This window comes from Comamonas sp. C11, from assembly GCF_024496285.1.
Lineage (GTDB): Bacteria > Pseudomonadota > Gammaproteobacteria > Burkholderiales > Burkholderiaceae_C > Comamonas > Comamonas testosteroni_F.
In genome coordinates, this window is record NZ_CP101743.1 from 732,829 (window position 1) to 759,013 (window position 26,185).

Below are 26,185 nucleotides of genomic sequence, written 5' to 3' on the forward strand. Positions count from 1 at the left end.
AGGCATCGTTCACGGTAAGTGAGCTGAGGCCGCGTACTGGTTTGACTGGAAGGTATGCCGCAGTACGAATTAGGTGTAGAAGTTCCGATCTGATCTGACAGTTGCTCCCGTTTCGGACGGTACGGCTGTCAGATTAATTCAGCTCTTTTACCTTGTCGTCCTACACCTCCTTTGCATCCATCAGCGTTTGCATCGGCGTCCTGCCGCAGCACATCTTGCCCTGATGCGTGCGCTGGCTGTTGTAGTAATTGATCCAGTCGTCCAGATCCGTTTGCAGCTCGTCGATGGACCGGTAGATCTTGCGCCTGAACGTCACCTGGTAGAACTCCTGCAGGATGGTCTTGTGGAATCGCTCGCAGATGCCATTAGTCTGCGGGTGACGCACCTTGGTCTTGGTGTGTTCAATGTCATTGACGGCTAGGTACAGTTGGTAGTCATGCGTTTCGGCCTTGCCGCAATACTCCGTGCCCCTGTCGGTCAAGATTCGCAACAGCCCCATGCCTTGCTCGGCCAGGAACGGCAGCACCCGGTCATTGAGCAGATCAGCACCTGTGATCGGCGTTTTTGTGGTGTAGAGCTTGGCAGCGGCCCATTTGGAATAGGTGTCCACAAAGGTCTGCTGGTAGATGCGCCCGACTCCCTTGATCGAGCCCACATAGAAGGTGTCCTGGCTACCCAGATAACCGGGATGGGCGGTTTCGATTTCTCCGCAGGCCAGCTCATCTTCACGCTTTTTCTCCAAGGCTGTCACCTGGGCTTCGGTGAGCACAGCGCCAGTCTTGGCGACCTCGGCCTCCAGGTTTGACAGACGCTGTTTGAAGCTGGCCAGTTGATGGCGCATCCAGATGGAGCGTACACCGGATGGCGACACAAAGATGCCCCGCTGGCGTAATTCATTGCTGGCACGCAACTGTCCATGCGCTGGCTGCTCCAGGGCATAGGTAATAACGGTCGCTTCGATGGCGTCATCAACCCGGTTCTTGAGATTGGGCTTGCGCCTTGAAGTCTGGATCAGGGCCTCGACGCCGCCTTCTTCGTGGGCATGCTGATAGCGGTAGAAAGTGTCACGGGAGACGCCCATGACTTTGCACGCCTTGGAGATGTTGCCCAGCTCGCTGGCCAGGTTGAGCAGGCCGACCTTGTGCCGGATGATGGTTTGGTTGAAACTATTCATGAGGTTTCTCCGTTGGGCGCTTGCGCGCCCGGATTGATAAAGATTCGTACCCTTATCAAAACGGGAAACCTCACCTGTTGGCAAGGCACACTGTCAGATCAAGTCTGAACTTCTACAAATTAGGTCATCGGATTGGTGGCGTGCAAACCAACTGAGCCAGGGCTGAGATTTACTCATCGTCTGCCTCCTGCCCGAAGGTAGCCGATGCTTTCCTGCCGCTCTTTGACAGAATTCGGTTTAGAGCGCTTTGCTCGACCAGATTTCAGGACAGCTTGCTCAAAGGCTTGTCCGGTATGGTTCTGGAAAATTTCTTCGTACTCGGCACGTGCAGCGATTTTGTGGGCCTGAAGGGCCAGCCTTTCATCACGACGAATTTGCTGCAACTGTTCAACTTCATTGGCTGAAAGGTAGAGCTGCTCGTCATCATCACGAATGGAGAGTGTTGCATCTACCTGGATCAATGCACCACCAATGTCAATCCACAGATGACGAACACAAACATTGAGCATGAAGCCCTGCAAGGCATAACGACCTAGGTTGTGAGCCTTCTGCAATGCACCGGACTGCTGGAGCGAGGCGGAGTCGAACCGCGCTTCCTTGAAATAGACGGCGTCGTCTTTGACCGTGACGGTGATTGGATCTAAATACGTGCGTACGGCCTCTTCAAATCCCATGCAGATGCCGTAATTCCGTCCTTTTTTGCTGAGGTAGTTCCACAACGAGACGGGGGTGGGTTGTAGATGCTCCGCGAGAGCTTCGTTGTTGATGCGATCGGTAATGTCCGTGCAGTGGTTGTCGGCCACCGCGCGCAGAATCTCCTGGATAGCCAACTGGGGAATCGATAGACGTGTTTCCCGATATGTGGGACGCCCCTCTAATTTGACCGATTTCGGATGCAGCGTTTCGATGGATGCCTTTGACTGACCCGCATAGCTGGGGGCACCTTCTTTAATGATCGGTTGAAATTCGCTTTCAAACGCATCGGCCTTTGCAGTGCTTCCAGGTTGTTGATTTCCACCCAGAAGTGACCCACTAGCCCCCGGTTTTTCCATCTCAATCTGACCCACGCATTAACCCTAGCCTGCTGCTTTCTTGTGCAGCAGGAGACCAGGAGTGATTGACGTGGCCACTTTGAGTGTCATCCGGCGCTGGGCTCTGCGTGAGCACCTGTCCATCCGAGAGATCGCCCGCAGAACTGGGCTTTCTCGCAATACCATCCGCAAGTATTTGCGCTCCGACGTTGTGCAACCTCAACTTGCACAGCGCACCATTGCCACCAAGCTCGACCCCTACGCCAGCAAGCTGTCAGGCTGGCTGCGTACAGAAGTCAACCGCTCTCGCAAGCAGCGGCGCACGATCAAGCAGATGTTTGTGGACTTGCAGGGGTTGGGCTATACCGGCTCCTACAACCGAGTCGCTGCCTTTGCCAGAGTGTGGAAGGCTCAGTGTCATGTGGCTGAGCAAACATCAGGGCGAGGCGTTTTTGTGCCCCTGGTCTTCGGCGCTGGAGAAGCCTTCCAGTTTGATTGGAGCGAGGATTGGGCTGTCATCGCGGGTGTACGCACCAAGCTGCAAGTGGCTCACTTCAAGCTCAGCCACAGCCGAGCCTTCTATCTGCGGGCCTATCCCCTGCAAACCCATGAGATGCTGTTCGATGCCCACAACCGTGCCTTTGCGGTGTTTGGAGGCGTCCCTAGGCGGGGGATCTACGACAACATGCGCACAGCCGTCGATCGTGTCGGCCGTGGCAAGCTCAGAGAGGTCAACGCCCGCTTCAGTGCTATGGCCAGCCATTTCCTGTTCGAGGCACAGTTTTGCAATCCGGCCTCGGGATGGGAGAAGGGACAGGTCGAGAAGAATGTTCGGGACGCTCGCCATCGTATCTGGCAATCTGTACCAGCGTTTCCGACACTCAGTGCCCTCAACGATTGGCTAGAGCAACGGTGTCAGCAGTTATGGCAAGAGATTGCGCATGGCCAATTGCCTGGCTCACTTGCTGATGTGTGGGAGCAAGAACGCTCAACTTTGATGCCCATGCCTCGGCCGTTTGACGGCTTTGTCGAGCATGCCAAACGAGTCTCTCCCACCTGCCTAGTTCACTTCGAGCGCAATCGCTACAGCGTGCCGGCCTCTTATGCCAACAGGCCCGTGAGCTTGCAGGTTTATGCCGACCGCCTGGTTGTCGTGGCCGAAGGTCAGTTCGTCTGCGAACACCCGCGCATCATTGAGCGCAATCACCAAGGCTCTGGGCGTACGGTTTATGACTGGCGCCATTACCTGGCCGTATTGCAGCGCAAGCCTGGCGCATTGCGCAACGGTGCGCCGTTTGTCGAGTTGCCAGACGCATTCAAACGACTGCAAGCTTTGCTCCTGAAGCAACCTGGCGGCGATCGCGAGATGGTGGAAGTTCTTGCCTTGGTGTTGCAGCACGATGAGCAAGCCGTCCTGGCCGCTGTCGAGTTGGCACTGGAGGATGGCGCACCCCGCAAGACCCACATCATCAATATCTTGCACCGCCTCATTGATGGAACACCGGAGCCTGACCCCATCCATTCACCCCAAGCCTTGGCCTTGATCGTTGAGCCACAAGCCAACGTCGTGCGCTATGACCAACTCCGACAGGTGCGCCATGCGTCATGACCCCGCCATTGCTGCGATCATCATCATGCTGCGCCAACTCAAGATGTTTGGCATGGCCCATGCCGTGACAGAACTTGCAGAGCAAGGCTCACCAGCATTTGAAGCAGCACACCCCATACTGTCGCAACTGCTCAAGGCCGAGAGTGCTGAGCGAGAAGTGCGCTCCATTGCCTATCAACTCAAGGTCGCCAGGTTCCCGGTCTACAGAGATCTGGCAGGCTTTGACTTCGCACACAGTGAAGTCAATGAAGCCTTGGTACGCAGCCTTCATCGCTGTGAGTTCATCGAGAAGGCTAACAACGTGGTGCTTGTCGGTGGACCTGGCACGGGCAAGACGCACATTGCTACAGCACTGGGTATTCAGGCCATTGAGCACCACCGTCAAAGGGTGCGCTTCTTCTCTACTGTTGAGTTAGTTAATGCCCTGGAGCAAGAGAAAGTGCAAGGCAAAGCCGGACAGCTCGCCCACAGGCTGGTGCATACGGATCTGGTGATACTCGATGAGCTGGGCTATCTGCCCTTCAGCTCATCTGGTGGTGCGCTACTGTTTCATCTACTCTCGACGCTTTACGAACGCACCAGCGTAGTCATCACCACCAACCTGAGCTTCAGCGAATGGGCCAGCGTGTTTGGTGATGCCAAGATGACCACGGCCCTGCTGGACCGCCTGACCCACCACTGCCATATTCTGGAAACAGGCAACGATAGCTACCGCTTCAAGCACAGCAGTGCAGTCCAACAACCGCCCATGAAGAAGGAGAGAAACAAAACCTAATCCACATCTTGAGCCTTACGGCTCAAGTCAAGGAGTGGGTCAGTTTGAGATGGAAATGGCGGGTCAGTTTTGCGTGGAAATTAACAGGCTGGCTTCAGCGCTGGCTAGACTCCTGCCGCTTTGAAGACCCGGCGCAGTACCTGCATGGGCAGAAACTTCACGCGGCGGCGTTTGAGTTCATGTCGGTAGAGGCGCTCCCTCTCAATGAAGTTGATTTTTTCTTTCATTGCGATGTGTCTGGATGGCTAACCCGACTAATCTAACAGCGTAGTGCGCATTTTTCGTAACACCCTGTCAGAGGGATTCGGCATCCACATCCCGGCGCTGAAACCTACATGTTCTGGCCTGCATGCAGCCATTCTGGTTCGCCCATGAAAAACGCCCCTTTCGGGGCGTTTGTGCAGAGCGAATTTGCTTACATATTATTGGGCAGCACGGTCACGATCTGCGGGAAGAACCACAGTATCACGAGTGCCAGCACCATCAGCAGGAAGTACGGTGCGCAGACGCGGGCCAGATAGGTGATCTGCTTGCCTGTCATGCCCTGGAGCACGAACAGGTTGAAGCCCACCGGTGGCGTGATCTGGGCGGTCTCCACCGTGATCACCAGGAAGATGCCGAACCATAGTGGGTCGATGCCTGCGGCCTGGATGATGGGCAGAACCACGCTGGAGGTCAGCACGATGGTGGAGATGCCGTCCAGAAAGCAGCCTATGAGAATGTAGAACAGGCCCAGCACTGCAATCAGCATGGCGGGCGAGAGGTTCAGGCTGCCCACGTATTCGGCCAACTGGCGCGGCAGGCCGATATAGCCCATGGACAAGGTCATGAAGGCTGCTCCGGCGAGGATCAGCGCAATCATGCAGTACAGGCGGGTGGCTCCGAACAGCGATTCCTTGAAGTTCTTCCAGGTCAGAGCTCCTTGCAGGGCCGACAGGATCAGCGCTCCCGTCACGCCTATGCCGGCCGCTTCGGTTGCGGTGGCAATGCCGCTGTAAATGCTGGCAATCACACCCGAGATCAGCAGCACGACTGGGATCAGGTGCCGCGACTCGTAGACTTTTTGCTTGAAGCTCATGGAGCTGTCGGCCTTGGGCACCTTGTCCGGGTGCATCAAGGCCCAGACCATGATCCAGCCGCTGAACATCAGTGCCAGCATGATGCCTGGCAGCACGCCTGCCATGAAGAGCTTGGAGATCGACAGCTCGGCCGACACGCCATAGACGATCAAGATGATGGAGGGCGGGATCAGCAGACCCAGTGTGGCGGGGCCGCCCAGTGAGCCGATCACCATGTTTTCGGGATAGCCGCGCTTTCGCAGCTCGGGCACATTCATCTTGCCCACGGTGGCGCAGGTGGCGGCCGAGGAGCCGGACACCGCCGCAAAAATCGTGCAGCCGATGACATTGGTGTGCAGCAGACGGCCCGGCAGCGCGTTGACCCAGGGGGCCAGACCGCGAAACATGCTCTCGGACAGATTGGTGCGGTAGAGAATCTCGCCCATCCAGACAAACAGCGGCAAAGCCGTCAAGGTCCAGCTGCTGGCAGAGCTCCAGATGGTCATGGCCATGGCATCGCCCGCAGCGCGCGCGGTGAAGAACTCCATGCCGAACCAGGCAACGCCCGCCAGCGTCAGTCCGACCCAGACGCCGCCGCCAAGCAGGACCAGCAGCACCACGATCAGTGCAATGCTTGCGGTGATTTCATTCATGAGGGGTTCCCTCCTTCTCTACCGCCTTGCGTTTGCCCAGCAGCTCCAGCACCAGTTCGTCGCAGAACGCGATGAAGAAAACAATCGTGCCCAGAGCCATGAAAATCTGCGGAATCCACAGCGGTGTGGCGTCGATGCCCACGGAGATGTCTTCGATCTCCCAGGACTGCCATACCAGGCGCGTGGAATAGAAAGCCAGAAAGGCCGAAAGAATGGTGGCGATGCCCAGGGCGGTCAGTTCCAGCGCCTTGTAGGCCTTGCCCTTGAGCGCGCCCAGCAACAGGGTGACGCGGATATGTTCACCTTTCTTCAAGGTGCTGGCCAGGGCCATGAAGCCGGCTCCGGCCATGGCGTAGCCTGCGTAGGCATCGGTGCCCGGGGCGCTGAAACCGAAGAGTCGGCTGGTGATGGTCAGCAGCACCATCGCCAGCACGCCGATCATGGCGATGCCGGCAAGCCAGGCACTGCCGTCATAGAGGCCGTTGAGTAACTTGCGCATACTTGTCTTCCTGAGCGGCTGTGGTCATCGGCCGCCCGGCACCAAATGCCAGGACCGGGCGGCCAGATGCAATCTGCGCCTTACTTGCCAGCCTTGTAGCCGTCGAGAATGGCCTGGCCGTCAGCACCGGCCTTGTCCGTCCATTCCTTGATCACGGTCGCCCCGATCTTGCCCAGGTCGGCCTTGAGCTGGGCGGACGGCTGCTCGACCTGCATGCCGCCTTGCTTGAGGGCTGCAATCGAGCGCGCATCCACTTCCCTGGACTCTTTCCAGCCGCGCTGCTCGGCGGCGGCAGCGGCCTTGAGTACGGCCTCCTGCGTGCTCCTGTCCAGTGCGCCAAAGGCCTTCTTGCTCACGGTCACGGCATTCTTGGGAATCCAGGCCTGTACGTTGTAGTAGTACTTCAGGCTTTCAAACAGCTTGTTGTCGGCACCGGTTGCGCTGGAGGTAATCAGGCCATCCACCACGCCCGTAGCCAGCGCCTGGGACAGCTCGGCCTCCTGCACGGTCACGGGCTGGGCGCCGATCAGCTCGCCAATGCGGGCTGTGGTCGGGGAGTAGACGCGCCACTTCATGCCCTTGAGATCGGCCGCGGAGTTGACGGGCTTTTTGGTGTAGATCCCCTGGGGAGGCCATGCCACTGAATACAGCAGCACCTGTCCCTGCTTGTCCAGCAGCTTTTGCAGCGCGGGTTTCTGAGCCTGATAGAGCTTGTAGGCATCGTCATAGTTGCTCACCAGGAACGGGAGTCCGTCGACACCGAAGATCTGCGACTCATTCTGAAAGCTCACCAGAAAGAATTCACCCATCTGTGCATTGCCGGTCTGCACGGCACGCTTGATTTCGGGCATCTTGAACAGCGATGCACCAAAGTGCGGCGTGATCTTGAGCTTGCCGCCCGTGGCAGCATCCACATCCTTCACAAACAGTTCGTTGTTCTTGGAGTGAAAGTTTCCAGGCCCGTATGCGGTGGCGAAATCCCACTTGGTTTGTGCCATTGCATGACCGGCAATGCCGATGCCGGCGAGCAAGGTTGCGGTGGCGCAGAAAATGCGACGCTTCATGAGAACTCCTCGGATAAGAGATGCGGACGAATGAACTCAGGCAAGAGTTGTGCCAAAAGTAGCATTTGTCTCAACAAACATCCATGAGGGATTTCAACGAGTTTCAAGGAAACGTAGGGTGTTTCATTGCTTTTTTTCTATTGAAAATGGCATTTTGTTGAACAAGATCCCTCAAGGGGCTTTGATTCCCGCCTCTGCCAGACGCCGCGCATAGGCGGCCAGAATGATGCGCTCCGAATGCACCAGGTAGGCGCTGAGTTCCTGCGCCGCCTCTGCTGGCCTGCCGGCTTCGAAGATCTGCAGAATCTTCAGATTCATGCTCACATAGGGTGCATGCAGAAAATGCGGGTCGCGCAGCAGGCCGAAGGCCAGGCGCAGCTCTGCCAGCAGATGCGAGAACATCTCATTGAGGCGTTCGCTGTCGGCCAGGGCCACGATGGCTTTGTGAAACGCCATATTGGCGGTGCCCACTTCGGACCAGTCCTCGGCCTCGCTGTGCCGCTGGCCGCTTTCCACGGCCTCGCGCATCCGCGTCAGCGCCGGGTGCATGGGATAGGCCTGTGCCAGTGCCTGGCACTCGATCATGCGCCGCACGCGATAGATGTCGATGATGGACGCCATGCTGGGCACGGCCACCGATACGCCCTTGTTGGGCTCGTGTACCAGCAGACCTTCCTTGGTCAGCATGCGGAACACCTCGCGCAAGGTGTTGCGCGAAATATCCAGCGCTTCGCTGAGTGCTGCTTCGGACAGTCGCTGGCCCGGGCTCAGCACGCCCTTGACCAGCTGGCTGCGTATTTCTTCGGCGATGCGTTCGGTCAGGTTCTGGACCTCTGCTGCGACTTTCATGGCATTCCCTTTTGACTGTCGCCAGAGTGTAGCCATCGTTCTGTTGACTCAGAGAAGTTCAAAAGAATGGTGAGACCTAGGGTTTGCTCTATTACAAAGTCTATTTGTTCTGCAAACAATTTCATTTGTGGAATCAATCTGAATTGATTGTTCAACAATTTGAGGAATCAGGCAGCTCTGAAGCAGAGCTGCCCAGCCTTCTTCAAAAGAGCTGGGCGGGGTTGCCGATAGCGTTCCCGTCTTTGGTAGAGCCCGCCGCGCAGCGGATCAGGGCGTGATTTCCGGAGGCTTCCATGCCTGTAGACGTAAACCTGTGGCCGCTGATCGGCGTGCTCATCATCATTGCCGGCTTCGCGCTGCGCTTTAACCCCATGCTGGTGGTCATCGTGACCGCCATCGGCACAGCTTTTGCGGCGGGCTTTCCGCTGGACAAGGTTCTGGCCGCCATCGGGACCGGCTTTATCAAGACCCGCAATCTGCCGCTCATCATCTTGCTGCCCCTGGCCGTGATCGGCTTGCTGGAGCGCCATGGCCTGCGTCAGCATGCGCAGAACTGGATCAGCTCCATCAAGTCGGCCACCGCCGGCCGCCTGCTGATCGTCTACCTGGCAGCACGTCAGCTGACGGCAGCCATCGGTCTGACCAGCCTCGGCGGGCATCCCCAGATGGTGCGTCCGCTGCTGGCCCCCATGGCCGAAGGCGCGACGGAAAACCGCTACGGCAAGCTGTCGGGCAAGGTGCGCGAGAAGCTGCGTGCCATGTCGGCTGCCACGGACAACGTGGGTCTGTTCTTTGGTGAGGACATCTTCGTGGCCTTCGGTGCGATCGTGCTGATGACCACTTTCCTGAAGGAGGCGGGCATCGAGGTCGAGCCGATCCATGTCGCGCTGTGGGGCATTCCCACGGCCGTCTCGGCCTTTGCCATCCATGCCTTCCGCCTGCATCGCCTGGACAAGCAGCTGGCGCGTGAAATTGCTGCGGAAAAGAAAGTTGCCCAGGGAGAACAGGCATGACCATCACCATTCAATACCTGTACTACCTCGTCGGCCTGGTGCTGGCGGTGACGGCCTTGATGACGCTGCGCGATGGCAGCAACCCGCGCCGTTTCTCGGCGGGCCTGTTCTGGGCACTGTATGCGCTGGTGTTCCTCGTCGGTGATCTGCTGCCGCCCGTATGGGTGGGGGCGGTCGCGGTCGTCATGGCCCTGATTGCCGGCTTCGGCGGCGTGATGGGCGGCAAGCACCAGCCGCGCACCGATGCACAGTACCTGGAAAGCGCCAGGCGCCTGGGCAACAAGCTGTTCGTGCCGGCGTTGGCCATCCCGCTGATCACCATGGTGGGCACGCTGTCGGCCAAGCATCTGGTCTTTGGCGGCACTCCGCTGATAGACCCCAAGAACAGCACGCTGGTCAGTCTGGGCATCGGCTGCGTGATTGCGCTGGTGCTGGCCTGCAAGATGACGCGCGAGACGCCGGTGCAGGGCCTGCGCGAGTCGCACCGCCTGATCGATGCACTGGGCTGGGCCCTGGTGCTGCCGCAGATGCTGGGCATGCTGGGTCTGGTGTTCTCGGATGCCGGCGTGGGCAAGGCCGTGGCCTATGTGACCACCACCTACATCAACATGGATGTGCGCTTTGTGGCCGTGGCCGTGTATGTAATCGGCATGGCGCTGTTCACCGTCATCATGGGCAATGGTTTTGCAGCCTTTCCGGTGATGACGGGCGGTGTGGGCGTGCCTGTGCTGGTTGGCGTCTACCATGGTGATCCAGCCGTGATGGCGGCGGTCGGCATGCTGTCGGGCTACTGCGGCACCTTGCTGACGCCCATGGCGGCCAACTTCAACCTGGTGCCCGCGGCACTGCTGGAAATTGACAAGAATGCCGTCATCCGTGCGCAGGTTCCCACGGCCATCACGCTGCTGATCGTCAATGTGTTCCTGCTCAATTTCCTGATGTTCCGCTGATTGTTAGAGTTTTGCCATGACTGCGCCCACCGTTTCCCGCATTCTGCTCACCGGCTTCGAGCCGTTCGATCAGGACCCGATCAACCCCTCCTGGGAAGTGGCGCGAGCGCTGAATGGCGAAGTGATTGCCGGTGGCCTGGTGCATTCCGTCGAGCTGCCCTGTGTGTTTGGCGATGCCATCCTGGCGCTGGATGAAGCCCTGGCCGAATTGCAGCCGACTCTGGTGATCTGCCTGGGTTTTGCCGGGGGGCGTTCGGAGATCACGCCTGAACGCGTGGCCATCAACATTGATGACGCGCGCATTCCCGACAACGCGGGCAAACAGCCCGTGGACGAGGCCGTGGTGGCCCATGCGCCCGCGGCCTACTTTTCCACATTGCCCATCAAGGCCATGGTGCGCAACATGCGCGACCTGGGTGTCCCGGCCTTGGTTTCCAATACCGCGGGCACTTTTGTCTGCAACCATATCTTTTACGCGCTCATGCATCGCCTGCACCGCCGTGGCGCACCAGGCGTGCGTGGCGGTTTTATCCACACGCCTGTCATGCCAGGGCAAGTGGCATCGCAGCCAGGCATGGCCCTGGACCTGCAGATCAAAGGCATACGTGAAGCGATTCGCACGGCCATGACCGTGCACCAGGACCTGCGTGAAACTGCAGGCCAGCTGCATTGATGCCGACCGGGAGACGAATGATGAAAATGGATTTGAACAGCGATCTGGGAGAGAGCTTCGGCGCCTGGCGCATGGGCGACGATGCGGCCATGCTGGACATCGTCAGCAGCGCCAATGTGGCTTGCGGCTTTCATGCTGGCGACCCGGCCGGGATGCTGACCACGCTCAGGGCTGCCAAGGCGCGCGGCGTGGTCGTCGGCGCACATGTGGCCTACCGCGACCTGTCGGGTTTCGGGCGTCGCAACATGGATGTGGCCAGCGGCGATCTGGTGGCCGACGTGATCTACCAGATCGGCGCTCTGCAGGGCCTTGCGCAGGCGGCCGGCACCAGTGTCCAGTACGTCAAGCCGCACGGCGCGCTCTACAACACCATTGCCCAGGACAGGCGTCAGGCCATGGATGTGATCAATGCCATCAAGGCCATCAATCCCAAGCTGGTGCTGATGGCGCTGGCAGGTGCGCCCCTGATAGCCTGGGCCCGCGATGCGGGCCTCTGCGTAGTGGCCGAGGCCTTTGCCGATCGGGGCTATACGCCCGACGGCGCCCTGGTCTCGCGCCGCGAACCCGGCGCCGTGCTGCACGACGAAAACCTGATTGCCCAGCGCATGCTGACGCTGGTGCGTGATGGAGTGATCGAGGCCGTGGACGGCAGCCTGGTGCGTGTGCAGGCCGATTCCATCTGCGTGCACGGCGACAGTCCCGGTGCCGTGGCCATTGCGCGCAACATCCGCCAGCGTTTCGAGCAGGAGGGCGTGCAGATCACCTCCTTCGTGGAAACAGCGTCATGAGCACCATGCGCTTTTTGCCCGTCAACCGCCAGGCCATCCTGGTGGAGTTGGCCGATCTGCAGCAGACGCTGGTGCTGCTGGGTGCCTTGCAGGCCCAGCCCATAGAAGGCGTGCAGGAGCTCGTGCCTGCCGCGCGCACCATTCTTGTGCAGTTCGCGCCTCATATCATCGGCGCGGCGCAACTGGTGCGGCGCATTGCCGCCTGCGACCTGAGCGGCAGCGTGCAGCGCTCGGATGTGCTGGTGCAGATTCCCGTGCGCTATGAGGGCGAGGATCTGGCCGAAGTCGCGCAGATCCTGGGCCTCACGGCCGAGGAAGTGGTGCGCCGCCACACCGGCAGCGAATGGTCGGTGGCCTTTACCGGCTTCGCGCCGGGCTTTGCCTATCTGAGCGGTGGCGACCCCGTCTTCAACGTGCCGCGCCGTGCCACGCCGCGCACCAAGGTTCCGGCCGGTGCGGTGGCGCTGGCCGGCAGCTTCAGCGCGGTCTATCCACAGGCCAGCCCCGGCGGCTGGCAGATCATCGGCGTGACCGATGCCGCCATGTGGGATCTGGCGCGCGATCTGCCTGCCTTGCTGCAGCCCGGCTACCGCGTGCAGTTTGTCGATGCAGCTACTCAAAAAGTAGCTGCTAGCGATTTCTCTGATTCGATTTCAGATGAAAAAGTATCTGAGATCAAGAATGATCAGGCGCAAGCAGCTACGAATTTCAATGGCTGCGCCTTGCATGTGCGCGCCACGGGCCTGCTCACGCTGTTCCAGGACATGGGGCGCCACGGCCAGGCCGGGCAGGGCGTTTCGGCCTCCGGAGCCATGGATCAGGCTGCATTCAAGACGGCCAACCGGCTGGTTGGCAATGCCAGCCAACTGCCGGTGCTGGAGACGGTAGGCGGCGGCTTGTCGCTGCAAAGCGTGGGCGAGAACGTCGTTGCAGTGACGGGCGCAGATGCGCCCATCAGCATCTCCACAGCCGACGGGCGCCGCTGGTCTGCGCCGCGCCATGCCGCGATTGCGCTGGCCGATGGCGACACGCTGAGCCTGGCCCAACCCGTTGCCGGTGCCCGCTGCTATGTGGCGGTGCGTGGCGGCTATGAGGTGGCTCCCGTGCTGGGCAGTGCTTCGACGGACACCCTGGCCCATGTCGGCCCTCCCGCCCTGCACAGCGGCCAGTTGCTGACAGTGCTGCCGGCCCGCCATGCCGTGGTGGGCGAGCTGGCCCTGCCGGTGCAGGAGCTGCCGGCCCCAGACGGCGAGGTGGTGCTGGATGTGGAGCTGGGCCCGCGCACCGACTGGTTCACGCCCGAGGCCGTGGCCTTGCTGGCCGGCCAGCGCTGGCAGGTCACGCCCCAGTCCAATCGGGTGGGCTTGCGCCTTGCCGGCGAGCAGGCGCTGACGCGCGCCGTGAGCAGCGAGCTGCCCAGCGAAGGCACGCCGCTGGGGGCCATCCAGGTTCCTGCCAGCGGCCAGCCCGTGCTGTTTCTGGCCGACCACCCCTTGACCGGTGGCTATCCCGTCATCGGCTGCGTGGCACCCCATCATCTGGATCTTGCGGGGCAGATTCCCGTAGGAGCCTGGATTCGTTTTAACCCCATACGCGCCTTTGCAGAGCTGATGCCAGCAGCCGCGGAGTGAGGAGTGAGTTGATGAAAAAAGTTCTGATTGCCAACCGTGGCGAAAACTGCTGCGCAGCAGCGGTTTCACCAGATTGCCGGGCCCGCGCAGCAGGCGGCGGTCTCGCAACCCTGTCTTACGCTTCCTGAGGTGGCAACCATGATTACCAAAGTTCTGATTGCCAACCGTGGCGAGATCGCCGTACGCATCGCGCGAGCCTGCGCGGATTACGGAGTGAAGTCCGTCGCCGTCTATGCCGATGCCGATATCGATGCCCTGCACGTGCGCCGCGCCGATGAAGCCTACGGCCTCGATGGCGACAAGCCTGCCGACACCTATCTGAACATCGCCAAGCTGATTGAGATCGCCAGGCGTTCGGGCGCCGATGCCGTCCATCCCGGCTATGGCTTTCTGTCCGAGAGCGAAGCCTTTGCGCAGGCCGTGCTGGATGCGGGGCTGATCTGGATCGGTCCGCGTCCCGACACCATTGCCAAGCTGGGCGACAAGGTCGAGGCGCGCAAGATTGCACTGCAGGTCGGTGCGCCGCTGGTGGCCGGCACGCCCGATCCCGTCAAGGATGCCGACGAAGTGCTGGCCTTTGCCCAGCAGCATGGTCTGCCCATCATCATCAAGGCCGCTTTTGGCGGCGGTGGCCGTGGCATGAAGATCGCCTGGCGCATGGACGAAGTGGCCGAGCTGTATGCATCCGCCGTGCGCGAGGCCGTGACGGCTTTCGGCCGTGGCGAATGCTTTGTCGAGCAGTTCCTCGACAAGCCGCGCCATATCGAGGCGCAGGTGATTGCCGACACGCACGGCAATGTGGTGGTGCTGGGCACGCGCGACTGTTCGCTGCAGCGCCGCAACCAGAAGCTGGTGGAAGAAGCGCCGGCACCCTTCATCACCGAGGCGCAGCGTGAACGCATTCACAGTGCGGCGAAGGCTATCTGTGCGCAGGCAGGCTATATCAGCGCCGGAACCGTGGAATTTCTGCTCAGCGGCAATGGCGCCATCTCCTTCCTCGAGGTCAATACCCGCTTGCAGGTCGAGCACACCGTGACGGAGGAAACCACGGGCATCGATCTGGTGCAGGAACAGCTGCGCGTGGCCGACGGTCTGCCGCTGTCCTTCACGCAGACTCCGACGCCGCGGGCTCATTCCATCGAGTTCCGCATCAATGCCGAAGATGTGGGGCGCGGCTTTCTGCCCACACCGGGTCTGATCACGCGCTTTGCCCCGCCTTCTGGGCCGGGCGTGCGACTCGATTCCGGTGTCGAAACCGGCTCGGTGATCCCCGGCACGTTTGACTCCATGATGGCCAAGCTCATCGTCACCGGGGCCACGCGCGAGCAGGCCCTGGCCCGTGCGCGTCGCGCGTTGGCAGAGTTCCGCATCGAGGGCGTGGCTTCGGTGCTGCCCTTTCACAAGGCTGTGCTGAATCAGGCCGACTTTGTGGGGGCTAATGGCTTCAATGTCCACACCCGCTGGATCGAGACCGAGTTTGCCGAGCCGCTGGCAGCGGCTGCCCGCGCCGAACCTGTGGCCGATACCAGCCTGCTGCGCACGGCCATCGAGATCGACGGCCGCCGCGTGCAACTGGGCCTGCCCGCCATGCTGCTGCAAGGTCTGTCTGCACCGACGACTGGCGTGGCTCAGGCCGCCGCGCAGCAAAGCGTGGACCCTGACGCGGTCATCTCGCCGATTGCCGGCAATCTGCATGCCTGGAAGGTCGCCGATGGCGACGAGGTCAAGGAAGGCGATGTGATCGCCGTGATGGAAGCCATGAAAATGGAAATGCAGGTCTCGGCCCACAAGAGCGGCCGTGTCACCTTGGCCGCGCAGGCAGGCACTGCGCAGGCCTTGAGCGCCGTGATCGCTCATATCCGGTAAGCTCGGCCAGCCCCGCTCGAAGCGCGACCTCTGTGTCGCGCTTTGTTTTTTAGCTTCGCTTCACGCAGCTCATGGCCATGGCCACCAGTGCGTCGAGAAAATCGGGCGAGCGGGCCTGCTCGGGCACATCGTGGACGGCGCTGTGGATGATCTCGCGCAGGCCCTGGCCCAGCAGATAGGCCGCCAGCGGCATGTTGTCGGTTCCCACCTCCGCGACATGCATCTGCAGCAGCGGCAGCCAGGTGGTGTTGATGAATTCCTCCCGGCTGGCCTGCGGTGCATGCCACAGGCCCAGATGCAAGGCCGAGCCGTAGCGCGCATGAAAGGCGCTGCTAAGGCCATGCAGCCGCTGCTCCACGCGGATCATGTTGGCAAACACCTGCCGTAGCAATGCCTCCAGCGACAGGCCTTGCAATTGCTCGCGCATAGCAAAAAGCTGCTCGGATTCCTGGTCGAGCAGGCGTTCATACACCGCCGCAATCATGGACTCCTTGCTGGGAAAGTACTGGTAGATGGAGCCCACGGCAGCACCCGATACCTCTGCAATGCGATTGACCGTGAGAGCGTCCTCGCCTTCCTTTTCGAGAAGGCGCAAACAGGCTTCGGCAATGGCATCGACCAGCGCTCTGGAGCGTGCCTGCGTGGGTTGTTTGCGTGGCTGAGGCAGAAGGTCCTTGGGGCGTGGGGTGGTGGGCGCTTCCATGAAATGCAAGTCCTGACTCTGTCTGATCTGTTGGTGCTGATTTTCTCTTTTTCCATCAATGACTTGCGACGTCTTTGAGGGCGCTGGAATGCGAGTGGAAAAACGCACTCCCTGTGCCTAGACTTTGGATCAGGCTGCTCGCCATCCTAGCGCGAAGGAGCGGCCCGACAAAGCCTGAGGCAGACGCTGTGGAGGAGACGGAAGCGCTGCCCTCGGGCAAGACATTGCATAGAGGAGAAAGTCCATGTCATCCCCCATCTCGGTTCAGATTCTCGGCCCGCGCATCGGTGCCGAAGTGCTGAAGCTGGACCTGGCAGACCCGCTGTCTGCGCAAACCTTGCAGGAGCTGGAAGCCGCCCTGCTCAGGCACGAAGCACTGGTGCTGCATGTGCCCGATATGACGCCCGACCAGCATCTGGCGATCGCCGGGCATTTCGGCGAGGCCGAAGTCCATACTTTCTATCCCAATCTGGGGCAGGGCTATGAGCAGATCACGGTCATCGACTCCAAGCTCGGTGACCGCGCCGATATGTGGCACCACGACGAGAGCTTTCTGCCCAGTCCGCCCATAGTCACCATGACCCATGCGCGCATCCTGCCGCCCACGGGGGGCGATACCTGCTGGATCAGCATGACCAGTGCCTACGATGCGCTTTCGCCGAAGATGAAGCAGTACCTCGATGGCCTGAGTGCCTGGCATGACATGAACAGGCCCATGACGGCGGCGCTGCAGCATGGCATCTGCACGCACGAGCGCTATGTGGAGGTGGTCGCGCAGAACCGTCGCCAGTTGCACCCCATGGTGCGCGTGCATCCGCTCACGGGGCGCAAGGCGCTCTACGTCAGCCCCACCTATGTCACGCATATAGATGGCCTGCCGCAGGCCGAAAGCCATGCCATCCTGGCCTATCTGCACGCGCACTGCATTCAGGTGGAGTTTCTGTTCAAGCACCGCTGGGTACTGGGCGATATGGTGATCTGGGACAACCGCAGCGTGGTGCACAACGCCATCATGGACTACGCCCCGCACCAGCGCCGCATGCACCGTGCCTCGGTGTTTGCGCGCCAGACCGCGGCTGCCGATCCACACAACAATCAGGGGGTTGCATGCGCTACGACGGCTTGAATCAGGAGCTGCTCTCCAAATACGCACCCCGTCCCGGTCGCAAGCCTTTGCTGCCGCAACTGACCGAGCGCCAGCAGGTCGCGCTGCTGTGCCGCGTGCTCTCGCGCGAAGGCTATAACGACCATATCGCGGGCCACGTCACGCTGCGCCTGGATGACGGCAGCTATCTTGCCAACCCCTGGGAGCTGACCTGGAGCGAGCTGACGGCCTCGGACATCCTGCGGCTGGATGCACAAGGCCAGGTGATCGAGGGCGAGTGGAATATCACTCCGGCCATTCGATTGCACATGGACGTGCATGAAAAGCGCCACGATGTGCGCGTGGTCATCCACAACCATCCCGAATGGAGCTCGGTCTGGTCGGCCACGGGCAGGGTGCCGCCCGTGTATGACCAGACCTCGGCCCTGGTCGATACCGACCCCGTGGTCTATGACGAATACCGGGGTACGGTGGAGCAGCGCGAGCTGGGCAATGCCGTGGCCAGCGCATTGGGCCAGAGCAAATGGGCGCTGCTGGCCAATCATGGTGCGCTGGTGGTGGGCGAGAGCATTCGACAGGCGCATCTGCGTGCCATCACGCTGGAGTGGCGCTGCCGCCTGGCCTGGCGGGTGCAGGCGCTCGGTGGCGGCACCCCCTTGAGCGATGCCGTGAGCCAGGCCACCGGAGCGCGCACCGACCTCAACGGCTTTCCCTTTCTCTGGGAGGCCATGTGCCGCGAGGAAATCCGCCGCGATCCCTGCGTGCTGGAGTAGGTCCGGGCTCTCTTCGCGCTCGCACCGTTGGCTGCTGGCGCGAAGCGAAGACTGCATCGATCTGTCGAAAGCGCTTTCCGTCCGTCCATGATTTGCCGATACCGCTGCGTCCGCTGCTCAATACTTCAGCAGGCGCTGCGGCATTGGATGTGTTCGCACATGAGCCGCAAGTGTCCGAGGCTTTGGTCGACCTGCCCAATACGGCGCTGATGCCGTACATGGCAAGCTCCACCCGCAAAGGCTGGCGGGCACATGCTCGCGTAGGCCCAGGCGCACCTGGTGGAGTATTTCGGAATGCCGCAGCACACAGGCTGAAGCATTGCATGTTTGCACCATGCGGCAGAGGTTTTTGCCGAGGGCTTGACCTTTACATGATGTCAATCTCTACAGTAGCCTTCAACGTGAATGGAGAACGCGATGAATGCACTGACCAAAAGCGGAGCCTTTGAGTTGTCTGTGGAAGGAATGACCTGCGCATCCTGCGTGGGCCGGGTGGAGCGGGCGCTCAAGAAAGTGCCTGGTGTGCAGGAGGCCGTGGTCAATCTGGCCACGGAAAAAGCCAGCCTCACCGTGGCCGATCCGGCGCAGGCTGCGGCCATCCTGCCGCAGGCCGTGGCGGCGATCGAAAAGGCGGGCTACGCGGTGCCCGCGCAAAGCGTGGACCTGCAGGTGGGCGGCATGACCTGTGCGTCCTGCGTGGGCCGTGTGGAGCGTGCGCTCAAGAAAGTGCCCGGTGTCCAGAACGCCGTGGTGAATCTCGCGACCGAGCGTGCCAGCGTGCAGCTGCAGGGCGGCGTGACGGTGGGCGCTCTGATCGCGGCGATTGAAAAGGCCGGCTATGAAGCGCAGCCCGTTGCGCACAGCGCCGACGCGACTGGCGAGGACGCCACAGCCCAGCGCCAGGCGCAGGAGCGCGAGTCGCTCAAGCGTTCGCTGATCTTTGCGACCCTGTTCGCACTGCCCGTGTTTCTGCTGGAAATGGGCGGTCACATGGTGCCGGCCTTCCATCACTGGATTGCGGGCAGCATCGGCACGCAGAACAGCTGGTACATCCAGTTCGCGCTGACGGCCGTGGTGCTGTTCGGGCCGGGCCGGCGCTTCTTCGAGAAAGGCGTGCCCGCCCTGCTGCGCGCTGCGCCCGACATGAATTCTCTGGTCGCCGTGGGCACTTCGGCGGCATTCGCCTATTCGGTGGTCGCGACCTTTGTGCCGCAATGGCTGCCTGCAGGTACGGTGAATGTGTACTTTGAAGCCGCGGCCGTCATCGTCGCGCTGATCCTGCTGGGCCGCTTTCTGGAGGCGCGTGCCAAGGGCAATACCTCGGAGGCCATTCGCCGCCTGGTGCAGCTGCAGGCCAAGACTGCGCGCGTGCGCAAGGGCGGCATGGTGCAGGAAATCGACATTGCCCAGGTGCGCGCCGGCGATGTGATCGAAGTGCGCCCCGGCGAGCGCATTCCCGTCGATGGCCTGGTCATCGAAGGCCGCAGCTTTGTCGACGAATCCATGATCAGCGGCGAGCCCGTGCCGGTCGAGAAGGCTGCAGGTGCCGAAGTGGTGGGGGGCACGGTCAATCAGAATGGCGCGCTGGCTTTCAACGCTACAAAGGTGGGGGCAGACACGCTGCTGGCGCAGATCATCCGCATGGTGGAGCAGGCCCAGAGCAGCAAGCTGCCGATTCAGGCCCTGGTGGACAAGATCACCATGTGGTTTGTGCCGGCCGTCATGGCAGCGGCCCTGCTGACCTTTGTGGTCTGGCTGGTCTGGGGTCCCGATCCCGCGCTGAGCTTTGCCCTGGTCAATGCGGTGGCCGTGCTCATCATTGCCTGCCCCTGCGCCATGGGGCTGGCCACGCCGACTTCCATCATGGTGGGAACCGGCCGTGCCGCGCAAATGGGAGTGTTGCTGCGCAAGGGCGAGGCACTGCAGCAGCTCAAGGATGCCAGGGTGGTGGCGGTGGACAAGACCGGCACGCTGACCCGTGGCCGTCCCGAGCTCACCGATCTGGTGCTGGCCGATGGGTTTGAACGTGCCGTCGTTCTGGCGCAGGTAGCTGCCGTGGAAGACCGCAGCGAGCACCCGATTGCGCGCGCCATTGTCGATGCTGCCAAGTCAGAGGGACTGGAGATTCCATCCATCAGCGACTTCGCATCGGTGACCGGCTTCGGCGTGCGTGCCGTGGTGCTGGGCGATCAGGTGGAGATTGGTGCCGACCGCTTCATGCGCGAAATCGGCCTGAGTGTTGACGGCTTTGCGGCTGAGGCCGAGCGCCTGGGCAGCGAAGGCAAGACGCCTCTGTATGCCGCCATCGGCGGCAAGGTGGCGGCCATGATTGCCGTGGCCGATCCGATCAAGCCCACCACCAAGCCGGCGATCGATGCCTTGCATGCGCTGGGCCTGAAGGTGGCCATGATTACCGGCGACAACCGCCACACGGCCGAGGCGATCGCCAGGCAGCTGGGCATTGACGAGGTGGTGGCCGAGGTCCTGCCAGGCGGCAAGGTCGAAACCGTTAAGCGTCTCAAGGCCGAACATGGCACGCTGGCCTATGTGGGCGACGGCATCAACGACGCACCGGCCCTGGCCGAGGCCGATGTGGGCATCGCCATAGGCACGGGTACCGATATCGCGATCGAGGCTGCCGATGTGGTGCTGATGTCGGGCGACCTCTCGGGCGTGCCGAATGCGATCGCGCTGTCCAAGGCCACGATGAAGAACATTGGAGAGAACCTGTTCTGGGCCTTTGCCTACAACGTGGCGCTGATACCGGTGGCGGCGGGTCTGCTCTACCCATTCAACGGCATGCTGCTGTCGCCGGTGTTTGCGGCCGGAGCCATGGCACTTTCCAGCGTATTTGTGCTCTCCAACGCGCTGCGGCTCAAGCGCTTCAAACCCGTCCTCTGAAAGCAGGGCATGGGGTGGGCGCCGGAAGATGTTCTGACGCTTGCCCCGCATCCGGGACTATGGCTTGGGCAGCTGCGGCACATCCACAAAATCGTCGAGGCTCAGGCCTTTTTCCTGCAGCAGGGCTTCGAGCACGGGCTTGAGCCGGCCCAGGCTGGCCTCCACGGTTTCGCGCACGGTATCGACCACCACCTGGGTGCTGCGTTCGATCTCGATATTGACCAGATTGCCGACCTTCTTGCCGCCGAACACCGTCATGCGCAGGGTTTCGGGAATCAGCCAGACCTCGAACCAGCCCTCCTTGCGGTTCACCTCGGCCACCGTCAGGCTGGCGCCGTTGACGGCGATATAGCCCTTGGCAAACACATAGGGGCGGAAGGCCTCGGGAATGCCGAAACGGATCTTGTGATTGGTCTCGGTCTGCATCACCTCCAGCAGCGGCGCCATGAAGTCCACATGGCCCGACAGCGGGTGGCCGCCAATCTCGGCACCGTCCCTGGCGGCGCGCTCCACATTGAGCGTGTCGCCGGCCTTGCAGCTGCCCAGCGTGGTGATGTTCAGGCTTTGCAGCATCACATCAAAGCTGGCGCTGGTGGGTGAGAGGTTTTCGGTCACCGTCAGGCAGACGCCGTCGTGCGAGACGCTGGCGCCAATGGCCAGATCCTGGCAGAAGCCTTCGGGGAACTCCATGATGAAGGTGCGCAGGCCGTCCTGGTCGCGCAGCGCGGCAATTGTTGCCACGGCCTGAATGATGCCGGTAAACACGGGGCAGACTCTCTTATCAACAGGCTGGCGCCGGGCGCTGGCCTTGGGTCAAAAAAGCTATTTTGCCTGTGTTCTGCATAGCGGGCAGAACGTCTGCTGCACTGTGAGAAGGGCCGCTTGCTCAGGGACGCCGAGGAAGGGCCTGGGCCGGCCGCGCCGCCCCGCACCGAGGGTGTCGTCCCCCTTCGGCGTAGCCAGAGAGGGGGAGGGCGGGGCCGCCCAGGCGCGCAGCGCCTCAGGGGGTGAGCGCCGCATTTTCCCAGAAGCCGCTGATCAGCGCCTCGGGCTTTTTCAGTGCACGCACCCAGGCGCAGTCGGGCCAGGCCTGCATCTGCACATTCATGCCGGCAAAAACGCCGTAGCCCGGGCCGGCCGCGATCTCGCCATCGGCCTGCAGGGTCTCGCCGCTGCGGATGCTGCAGGCCGCGCGGATATCGCCCTGGGCCTTGATGCCCCAGCCGGCCTGAATATGGTTGCCGCACAGGATGTCGTCGTTGCCGGCAATGCCATGACCTACATCGAGCAGGCCCTGCACCTCGATGGCGTCACCCGCTTTCAGGCCCTTGCCGCAGTGCATATCGCCTTGCACCTGCACTTGCTGGCCGATATGGGCATTGCCTTTGAGCTTCACGTGGCTGCCGACGCTCAGCTCCCAGCCGCAGCGCAAGTCTTCGGCGCGCAGCTCGCCTTCGACTTCCACGCTCCAGGCCGCCTTGATGCTGCCGCCGGCCTGCAGCAGTTCAGCCGCGAAGATGGCGCCGCCGCATTGAATGTCCTCGCCCGCTTCCAGCTTGCCCGCCCGTATGCCGCCGCCCGCCTGCAGGCTGCGGCCCACCAGCAACTGGCCGGGCACGCGCACATCGCCATGCACTATCAGCGTGCCGGCATAGACGAAGTTGTCGGCCTCCAGGTGCTCGAGCTCCAGCACGCTGTTGGTGGAGCCGAAGTTCTCCAGCAGCCAGCGTGCATCTTCCACGCGGCCTGCGGCCACCTGGGTGTCCATGGCCGCCTGGTAGTCGCCGCCGGCCAGGTTGTTGCGTACAAACCAGCGATAACCCATGGCACAGGGATTTTTGCCGCGCAAGAAATTTTGAGTGAGTTCCATGTCCATGGCTGACCTCCGGATCGTCCTTTGAGCAAGATGCGGTGCGCGTGACAGTACGGACGCCGAAGACGTGGACGTACCTCTCCCATGCACCAGGGAAATGCTGTTTGGGAAGGCCGTGCGGAGGATGTGAGCTGTGTGCTTCAAGCCATCCGCACGGCGGCGGAAAGCATGGCCGTGACACCGCTCAGGCTCACGAATGCAGTGGGAATGCCATGGCGGCGTGTGTGCAGCGCACGCAGCACGCAGGCACGCGCGGGCAGCTCTGCGGCGAGGGCAGAGCGGCGCAGGCGGGCGGCGGTGGACAGGTGCAGGCAGGCCATGGCAGAGAAGATGTCTGAGCCCCGATTATGCCGCGCAGCCCGGGCCGGTGCAGCCGGGCTCCTGTATCTCCGTGCTTTCATGGCGCTGTGCATGGTTTGGCGCCGCGCAAGGGCCGCACCGCAGCGTCTTTGCCGTCCCCTCCGGCGAAGCCAGAGAGGGGGAAGACGCGAAGCGGCACAGGGTGCCTTATCTCAGCGGCTTTGCGCTGCGGCCCGGCACAGGCGTTCCACGGCCTGCGCGATCTGCGGCACCTCGGGCGCGGCAAACGACATGCGCAGCGTGTGCAGGTCGGGGTCGGCCGGATAGAAGGCCTTGCCTGGCACATAGACCACGCCCTGGGCCACGGCGGCGTCGAAGAGCTTTTGCGGGTCGATGCGGTGGTCCAGCTCGGCCCAGACGAACATGCCGCCCGCGGGGCGCGAGCAGCGTATGCCGCTGTCCGGCGCCGCGTCCAGGCCCTGGACCAGTGCCAGCATGCGGCGCTGGTATTCCTGGCGCGCGCGCTGCACGGTGGCCGGGTAGCGGCCGCTGGCCAGATAGCAGGCGGCCACCGACTGCGTCAGCGGCGAGGTGCACAGGTCGGCTGTCTGCTTGGCCACCGTGCAGCGGCGCAGCAGCGGCGCGTCGGCCAGCATCCAGCCCACGCGCAGCGCGGGGGCCACGGTCTTGGACAGGCTGGACAGATAGATGACGGGGTTGGTGCCGGGCCCGGCCAGGCGCTCGCCCGCTGCGCGCACAGTGCCTGGCATGGCCTGGGGGACGCCGCCGGGCTCGTCGAAGCGCAGCTCGCCATAGGGATCGTCCTCGACTACCCAGAAGCCGTGCTGCCTGGCCAGTTGCACCAGGGTTTCGCGGCGCTCCTGCGCCAGCAGCGTGCCACGCGGGTTGGAGAAGTTCGGCACGGTGTAGAGCAGCTTGGGGCGCTGGTCGGCGGGCAGCGCGGCCAGCACATCGGCCAGGGCTTCGGTCTGCAGGCCTTGTTCGTCCATGGGGATGGGCAGGATGCGTGCCTGCGCCAGGCGCAGGGCCTGCAGCGTGGCGGGATAGGCCGGCACCTCGACCAGCACCGTGTCGCCGGGCTCCACGAGTACGCGCACCAGCAGGTCAAAGGCCTGCTGCGATCCGGTGGTCACGAGGATGTCGGCGGCCGTCGCCTGCATGCCGCGCTCGTGCGCCTGCTGCGCCAGGGCCTCGCGCAGCTCGCCCATGCCTTCGGTGGCGCCATATTGCAGCGCGCCCGGGCCCTGGGCCATGGCCTGCGCAGCGGCCAGGGCCAGGCCCTCGGCATCGAAGAGGCTGGGCGATGGATAGCCGCCGGCCAGCGAGATCATGCCGGGACGCGAGAGATAGGGAAACAGCTCGCGTATCGGAGATCCCGCAGGCTCGGCAAACACGGCGGCAAAGGGAGCCAGTGCGCTGTCCTGACTCATGCCGCAGCTCCCGCCAGCATCCCGAGAACCTGGGCCCTGGATTGCTGCTCGGAGGCCTCGTACAAGGCGATTTCGTCATGCACGCTTGCGCCCAGCGCGTTCTCGAAGACCTGCTGCGCGGCATGGGCCTGGTATTGCTTTTGCTCCTCGCCGCCGAGGTTGGACTGGAAGATGCCGGCCGCGCTCACGGGCAGAAAATCCTCATAGGTAATCGGCTCGGCCTGCACCAGTCCCTTGCCGATCAGCGCTTCCAGGTCTGCCTCGGCAGCGTCCTGGGGCAACTGGGCCTGAGCCTGTTCGGTCAGGCGGTAGCGGTAGAAAGCCAGGCCCTGGCGGCGCAATTGCTCGTGCGTGTCTGGAAACTGCGTGAAGACCTGTTGCAGGCGGTGTGCATAGTCGGGCGCGGCGCTGCCCGCGCTGTCTATGCCGCGCACTAGGCCCAGGAGCTCGTCGTACAGGGCGCGGCCCTTGCGTGTCAGCGCGACGCCGCGCTGCTCGATCTCGCCAAAGCGGGCGGTATGGGCGCCGGCACTGTCCGCGTTGGCGTCGGCATCGGTAAAGCGCACGGCCTCCTTGAGCGCCTTGAAGCTGGTCTGGCGCAGCAAGATAGGGCAGGCGCGCTGTGGCGGGCCTTCGACCACGTCCTTGGCATCCATGCCGCGCGTGGGCATATCGGCCTGGGCCATGTCTATGTCCAGCGTGCGTGGCGTCAGATGGTTGATGTGCGGGCCCTTGAAGCACACCACATCGGCGACCAGGCGGTGGGCTTTTTGCAGGGCGTTGTAGGTGGCGGCGTCCACGGTGGCATCGCTGTGCCAGCGGAAGGTCTCCAGGGTCTGCTGCACAAAGGCGTCTGCGTCGCTGCTGTCCAGGCCTCCGTCACGCTCGGCCTGGGCAATGAGCTCCAGCGCGCGCGGCGTGAAGATGCGACGGCGCTGGAGGATTTCGGCAGCCTGCGCGCGCAGTGCCTCATCGGCAATCAGCTCCAGGCGCAGCAGCGAGGTGAAGACGCGAAACGGGTTGGCCAGCAGCGCCTCGTCGTGTACGGGGCGAAAGGCCGTGGAGTGCACGGGAACGCCGGCCACCGAGAGGTCGTAATAGCCCACGGGCTCCATGCCCATCACGGCGAACAGGCGGCGCAGCGTGGCCAGTTCCTCGGCCGTGCCCACGCGGATGGCGCCATGGCGCTCCACATCCAGGCGCTCGAGCTCGCCGCTTTTGCTCATGCGCTGGCGCAACTCGGGGTCGGCCTGCAGGGCCAGGGCGTTGATATCGGCCACCAGGTCGATCAGGGTCCCGTACTGGGGCACTTCCTTGCGATACATCTCGGACATGGCCCGCGAGAAGCGCGTGCGGATCTCGTTGGAGGAGACAAAACGGGCAGCGGTGGAGGAGGCGTGGGGCGTGGCGCTCATGACGAAACAGAAGGGTCTTGGGTTCGTGGGA

Annotated in this window: 23 protein-coding genes; 11 read left to right on the top strand and 12 right to left on the bottom strand. The window is 62.3% G+C overall.

The features are described from left to right. Nucleotides 1-160: 160 nt before the first annotated feature. Together NOX35_RS03315 and NOX35_RS03320 are read right to left on the bottom strand one after the other, a co-directional pair. Nucleotides 161-1,174 (bottom strand): IS481 family transposase, encoded by a 1,014-nt coding sequence (locus tag NOX35_RS03315; protein WP_371878515.1) that lies wholly within the window; start codon nt 1,172-1,174, stop codon nt 161-163. Nucleotides 1,175-1,347: 173 nt separating this feature from the next. Further along, complete coding sequence (locus NOX35_RS03320; RefSeq protein ID WP_256495716.1) at nt 1,348-2,241, bottom strand: hypothetical protein; 894 nt, start codon at nt 2,239-2,241, stop codon at nt 1,348-1,350. Nucleotides 2,242-2,287: 46 nt separating this feature from the next. Here NOX35_RS03320 and istA point away from each other — a divergent pair, with 46 nt between their 5' ends. Further along, nucleotides 2,288-3,814, top strand: coding sequence for an IS21 family transposase (gene istA / locus NOX35_RS03325; RefSeq protein WP_256493546.1), 1,527 nt, complete (start codon nt 2,288-2,290; stop codon nt 3,812-3,814). Then, nucleotides 3,804-4,589 (top strand): IS21-like element helper ATPase IstB, encoded by a 786-nt coding sequence (gene istB / locus NOX35_RS03330; RefSeq protein WP_256493544.1) that lies wholly within the window; start codon nt 3,804-3,806, stop codon nt 4,587-4,589. Before istA ends, istB begins: the two co-directional genes overlap by 11 nt. Nucleotides 4,590-5,004: 415 nt before the next feature. Here istB and NOX35_RS03335 read toward each other — a convergent pair whose 3' ends face one another. From NOX35_RS03335 to NOX35_RS03350, 4 genes are all read right to left on the bottom strand, one after another. Then, complete coding sequence (locus NOX35_RS03335) at nt 5,005-6,300, bottom strand: TRAP transporter large permease (protein ID WP_182285589.1); 1,296 nt, start codon at nt 6,298-6,300, stop codon at nt 5,005-5,007. Next, nucleotides 6,293-6,799, bottom strand: coding sequence for a TRAP transporter small permease (locus NOX35_RS03340; RefSeq protein ID WP_034357232.1), 507 nt, complete (start codon nt 6,797-6,799; stop codon nt 6,293-6,295). The genes NOX35_RS03335 and NOX35_RS03340 overlap by 8 nt, the downstream gene beginning before the upstream one ends. Before the next feature lie 80 nt (nt 6,800-6,879). Continuing rightward, nucleotides 6,880-7,863: a TRAP transporter substrate-binding protein gene (locus tag NOX35_RS03345; protein ID WP_256495718.1), complete on the bottom strand. Its 984-nt coding sequence runs from the start codon at nt 7,861-7,863 to the stop codon at nt 6,880-6,882. Nucleotides 7,864-8,034: 171 nt separating this feature from the next. Further along, the gene (locus NOX35_RS03350) at nt 8,035-8,712 is read right to left on the bottom strand and encodes a GntR family transcriptional regulator (protein WP_012836944.1); all 678 of its coding nucleotides are present in this window, start codon (nt 8,710-8,712) and stop codon (nt 8,035-8,037) included. 293 nt (nt 8,713-9,005) lie between these two features. On the opposite strand from NOX35_RS03350, the gene NOX35_RS03355 reads away from it, so the two are divergent. The 6 genes from NOX35_RS03355 (at nt 9,006) to NOX35_RS03380 (ending at nt 15,633) form a co-directional block, all read left to right on the top strand. Beyond that, nucleotides 9,006-9,725, top strand: a complete 720-nt coding sequence (locus NOX35_RS03355; protein WP_182285591.1) for a DUF969 domain-containing protein — start codon at nt 9,006-9,008, stop codon at nt 9,723-9,725. After that, a complete protein-coding gene (locus tag NOX35_RS03360; protein WP_182285592.1) occupies nt 9,722-10,675 on the top strand; it encodes a DUF979 domain-containing protein in 954 nt (317 codons plus the stop codon). The genes NOX35_RS03355 and NOX35_RS03360 overlap by 4 nt, the downstream gene beginning before the upstream one ends. Before the next feature lie 16 nt (nt 10,676-10,691). Next, complete coding sequence (gene pcp / locus NOX35_RS03365) at nt 10,692-11,348, top strand: pyroglutamyl-peptidase I (RefSeq protein ID WP_182285593.1); 657 nt, start codon at nt 10,692-10,694, stop codon at nt 11,346-11,348. 20 nt (nt 11,349-11,368) lie between these two features. After that, on the top strand, nt 11,369-12,136 hold the full coding sequence (locus NOX35_RS03370) for a LamB/YcsF family protein (protein ID WP_182285594.1): 768 nt from the start codon (nt 11,369-11,371) through the stop codon (nt 12,134-12,136). 5 nt (nt 12,137-12,141) lie between these two features. Then, nucleotides 12,142-13,767 carry an urea amidolyase family protein gene (locus NOX35_RS03375; RefSeq protein ID WP_182287088.1) on the top strand — a complete coding sequence of 542 codons (1,626 nt, stop codon included), beginning with the start codon at nt 12,142-12,144 and terminating at the stop codon, nt 13,765-13,767. Nucleotides 13,768-13,905: 138 nt separating this feature from the next. Then, nucleotides 13,906-15,633, top strand: a complete 1,728-nt coding sequence (locus tag NOX35_RS03380; RefSeq protein WP_371878516.1) for a biotin carboxylase N-terminal domain-containing protein — start codon at nt 13,906-13,908, stop codon at nt 15,631-15,633. Nucleotides 15,634-15,682: 49 nt separating this feature from the next. On the opposite strand, the gene NOX35_RS03385 is transcribed toward NOX35_RS03380, so the two are convergent. Further along, the gene (locus tag NOX35_RS03385; protein ID WP_256495720.1) at nt 15,683-16,336 is read right to left on the bottom strand and encodes a TetR/AcrR family transcriptional regulator; all 654 of its coding nucleotides are present in this window, start codon (nt 16,334-16,336) and stop codon (nt 15,683-15,685) included. Nucleotides 16,337-16,580: 244 nt separating this feature from the next. Here NOX35_RS03385 and NOX35_RS03390 point away from each other — a divergent pair, with 244 nt between their 5' ends. The 3 genes from NOX35_RS03390 to NOX35_RS03400 all read left to right on the top strand — a co-directional run bounded on the left by NOX35_RS03390 (nt 16,581) and on the right by NOX35_RS03400 (nt 21,115). Further along, nucleotides 16,581-17,462, top strand: coding sequence for a TauD/TfdA family dioxygenase (locus NOX35_RS03390; protein WP_256495722.1), 882 nt, complete (start codon nt 16,581-16,583; stop codon nt 17,460-17,462). Next, a complete protein-coding gene (locus NOX35_RS03395) occupies nt 17,444-18,214 on the top strand; it encodes a class II aldolase/adducin family protein (RefSeq protein ID WP_182285597.1) in 771 nt (256 codons plus the stop codon). Before NOX35_RS03390 ends, NOX35_RS03395 begins: the two co-directional genes overlap by 19 nt. Nucleotides 18,215-18,631: 417 nt before the next feature. Further along, nucleotides 18,632-21,115, top strand: coding sequence for a heavy metal translocating P-type ATPase (locus NOX35_RS03400; RefSeq protein ID WP_256495723.1), 2,484 nt, complete (start codon nt 18,632-18,634; stop codon nt 21,113-21,115). Nucleotides 21,116-21,172: 57 nt separating this feature from the next. Here NOX35_RS03400 and NOX35_RS03405 read toward each other — a convergent pair whose 3' ends face one another. The 5 genes from NOX35_RS03405 to NOX35_RS03425 all read right to left on the bottom strand — a co-directional run bounded on the left by NOX35_RS03405 (nt 21,173) and on the right by NOX35_RS03425 (nt 26,154). Next, entirely contained in the window at nt 21,173-21,880 is a 708-nt protein-coding gene (locus tag NOX35_RS03405; RefSeq protein WP_256495724.1) for a riboflavin synthase subunit alpha, read from the bottom strand. Between the two features lie 235 nt (nt 21,881-22,115). Then, nucleotides 22,116-22,985: a hypothetical protein gene (locus NOX35_RS03410; protein ID WP_256495725.1), complete on the bottom strand. Its 870-nt coding sequence runs from the start codon at nt 22,983-22,985 to the stop codon at nt 22,116-22,118. A 143-nt stretch (nt 22,986-23,128) separates the two neighbouring features. Continuing rightward, the gene (locus NOX35_RS03415) at nt 23,129-23,308 is read right to left on the bottom strand and encodes a hypothetical protein (protein WP_012836954.1); all 180 of its coding nucleotides are present in this window, start codon (nt 23,306-23,308) and stop codon (nt 23,129-23,131) included. A 192-nt stretch (nt 23,309-23,500) separates the two neighbouring features. Continuing rightward, nucleotides 23,501-24,739, bottom strand: coding sequence for a PLP-dependent aminotransferase family protein (locus NOX35_RS03420; RefSeq protein ID WP_256495727.1), 1,239 nt, complete (start codon nt 24,737-24,739; stop codon nt 23,501-23,503). Then, nucleotides 24,736-26,154, bottom strand: coding sequence for a VOC family protein (locus NOX35_RS03425; protein ID WP_182285602.1), 1,419 nt, complete (start codon nt 26,152-26,154; stop codon nt 24,736-24,738). Before NOX35_RS03425 ends, NOX35_RS03420 begins: the two co-directional genes overlap by 4 nt. Between the last annotated feature and the right edge of the window lie 31 nt (nt 26,155-26,185).

Coding starts and splice junctions, on each gene's coding strand:
- NOX35_RS03315 (WP_371878515.1), bottom strand. CDS start 1,174: ATGAATAGTTTCAACCAAACCATCATCCGGCACAAGGTCGGCCTGCTC.
- NOX35_RS03360 (WP_182285592.1), top strand. CDS start 9,722: ATGACCATCACCATTCAATACCTGTACTACCTCGTCGGCCTGGTGCTG.
- NOX35_RS03385 (WP_256495720.1), bottom strand. CDS start 16,336: ATGGAAGCGCCCACCACCCCACGCCCCAAGGACCTTCTGCCTCAGCCA.
- NOX35_RS03400 (WP_256495723.1), top strand. CDS start 18,632: ATGAATGCACTGACCAAAAGCGGAGCCTTTGAGTTGTCTGTGGAAGGA.
- NOX35_RS03380 (WP_371878516.1), top strand. CDS start 13,906: ATGATTACCAAAGTTCTGATTGCCAACCGTGGCGAGATCGCCGTACGC.
- NOX35_RS03420 (WP_256495727.1), bottom strand. CDS start 24,739: ATGAGTCAGGACAGCGCACTGGCTCCCTTTGCCGCCGTGTTTGCCGAG.
- NOX35_RS03370 (WP_182285594.1), top strand. CDS start 11,369: ATGAAAATGGATTTGAACAGCGATCTGGGAGAGAGCTTCGGCGCCTGG.
- NOX35_RS03375 (WP_182287088.1), top strand. CDS start 12,142: ATGCGCTTTTTGCCCGTCAACCGCCAGGCCATCCTGGTGGAGTTGGCC.
- NOX35_RS03410 (WP_256495725.1), bottom strand. CDS start 22,985: ATGGAACTCACTCAAAATTTCTTGCGCGGCAAAAATCCCTGTGCCATG.
- NOX35_RS03425 (WP_182285602.1), bottom strand. CDS start 26,154: ATGAGCGCCACGCCCCACGCCTCCTCCACCGCTGCCCGTTTTGTCTCC.
- NOX35_RS03390 (WP_256495722.1), top strand. CDS start 16,581: ATGTCATCCCCCATCTCGGTTCAGATTCTCGGCCCGCGCATCGGTGCC.
- NOX35_RS03350 (WP_012836944.1), bottom strand. CDS start 8,712: ATGAAAGTCGCAGCAGAGGTCCAGAACCTGACCGAACGCATCGCCGAA.
- NOX35_RS03395 (WP_182285597.1), top strand. CDS start 17,444: ATGCGCTACGACGGCTTGAATCAGGAGCTGCTCTCCAAATACGCACCC.
- pcp (WP_182285593.1), top strand. CDS start 10,692: ATGACTGCGCCCACCGTTTCCCGCATTCTGCTCACCGGCTTCGAGCCG.
- istB (WP_256493544.1), top strand. CDS start 3,804: ATGCGTCATGACCCCGCCATTGCTGCGATCATCATCATGCTGCGCCAA.
- NOX35_RS03345 (WP_256495718.1), bottom strand. CDS start 7,863: ATGAAGCGTCGCATTTTCTGCGCCACCGCAACCTTGCTCGCCGGCATC.
- NOX35_RS03355 (WP_182285591.1), top strand. CDS start 9,006: ATGCCTGTAGACGTAAACCTGTGGCCGCTGATCGGCGTGCTCATCATC.
- NOX35_RS03340 (WP_034357232.1), bottom strand. CDS start 6,799: ATGCGCAAGTTACTCAACGGCCTCTATGACGGCAGTGCCTGGCTTGCC.
- NOX35_RS03335 (WP_182285589.1), bottom strand. CDS start 6,300: ATGAATGAAATCACCGCAAGCATTGCACTGATCGTGGTGCTGCTGGTC.
- NOX35_RS03415 (WP_012836954.1), bottom strand. CDS start 23,308: ATGGCCTGCCTGCACCTGTCCACCGCCGCCCGCCTGCGCCGCTCTGCC.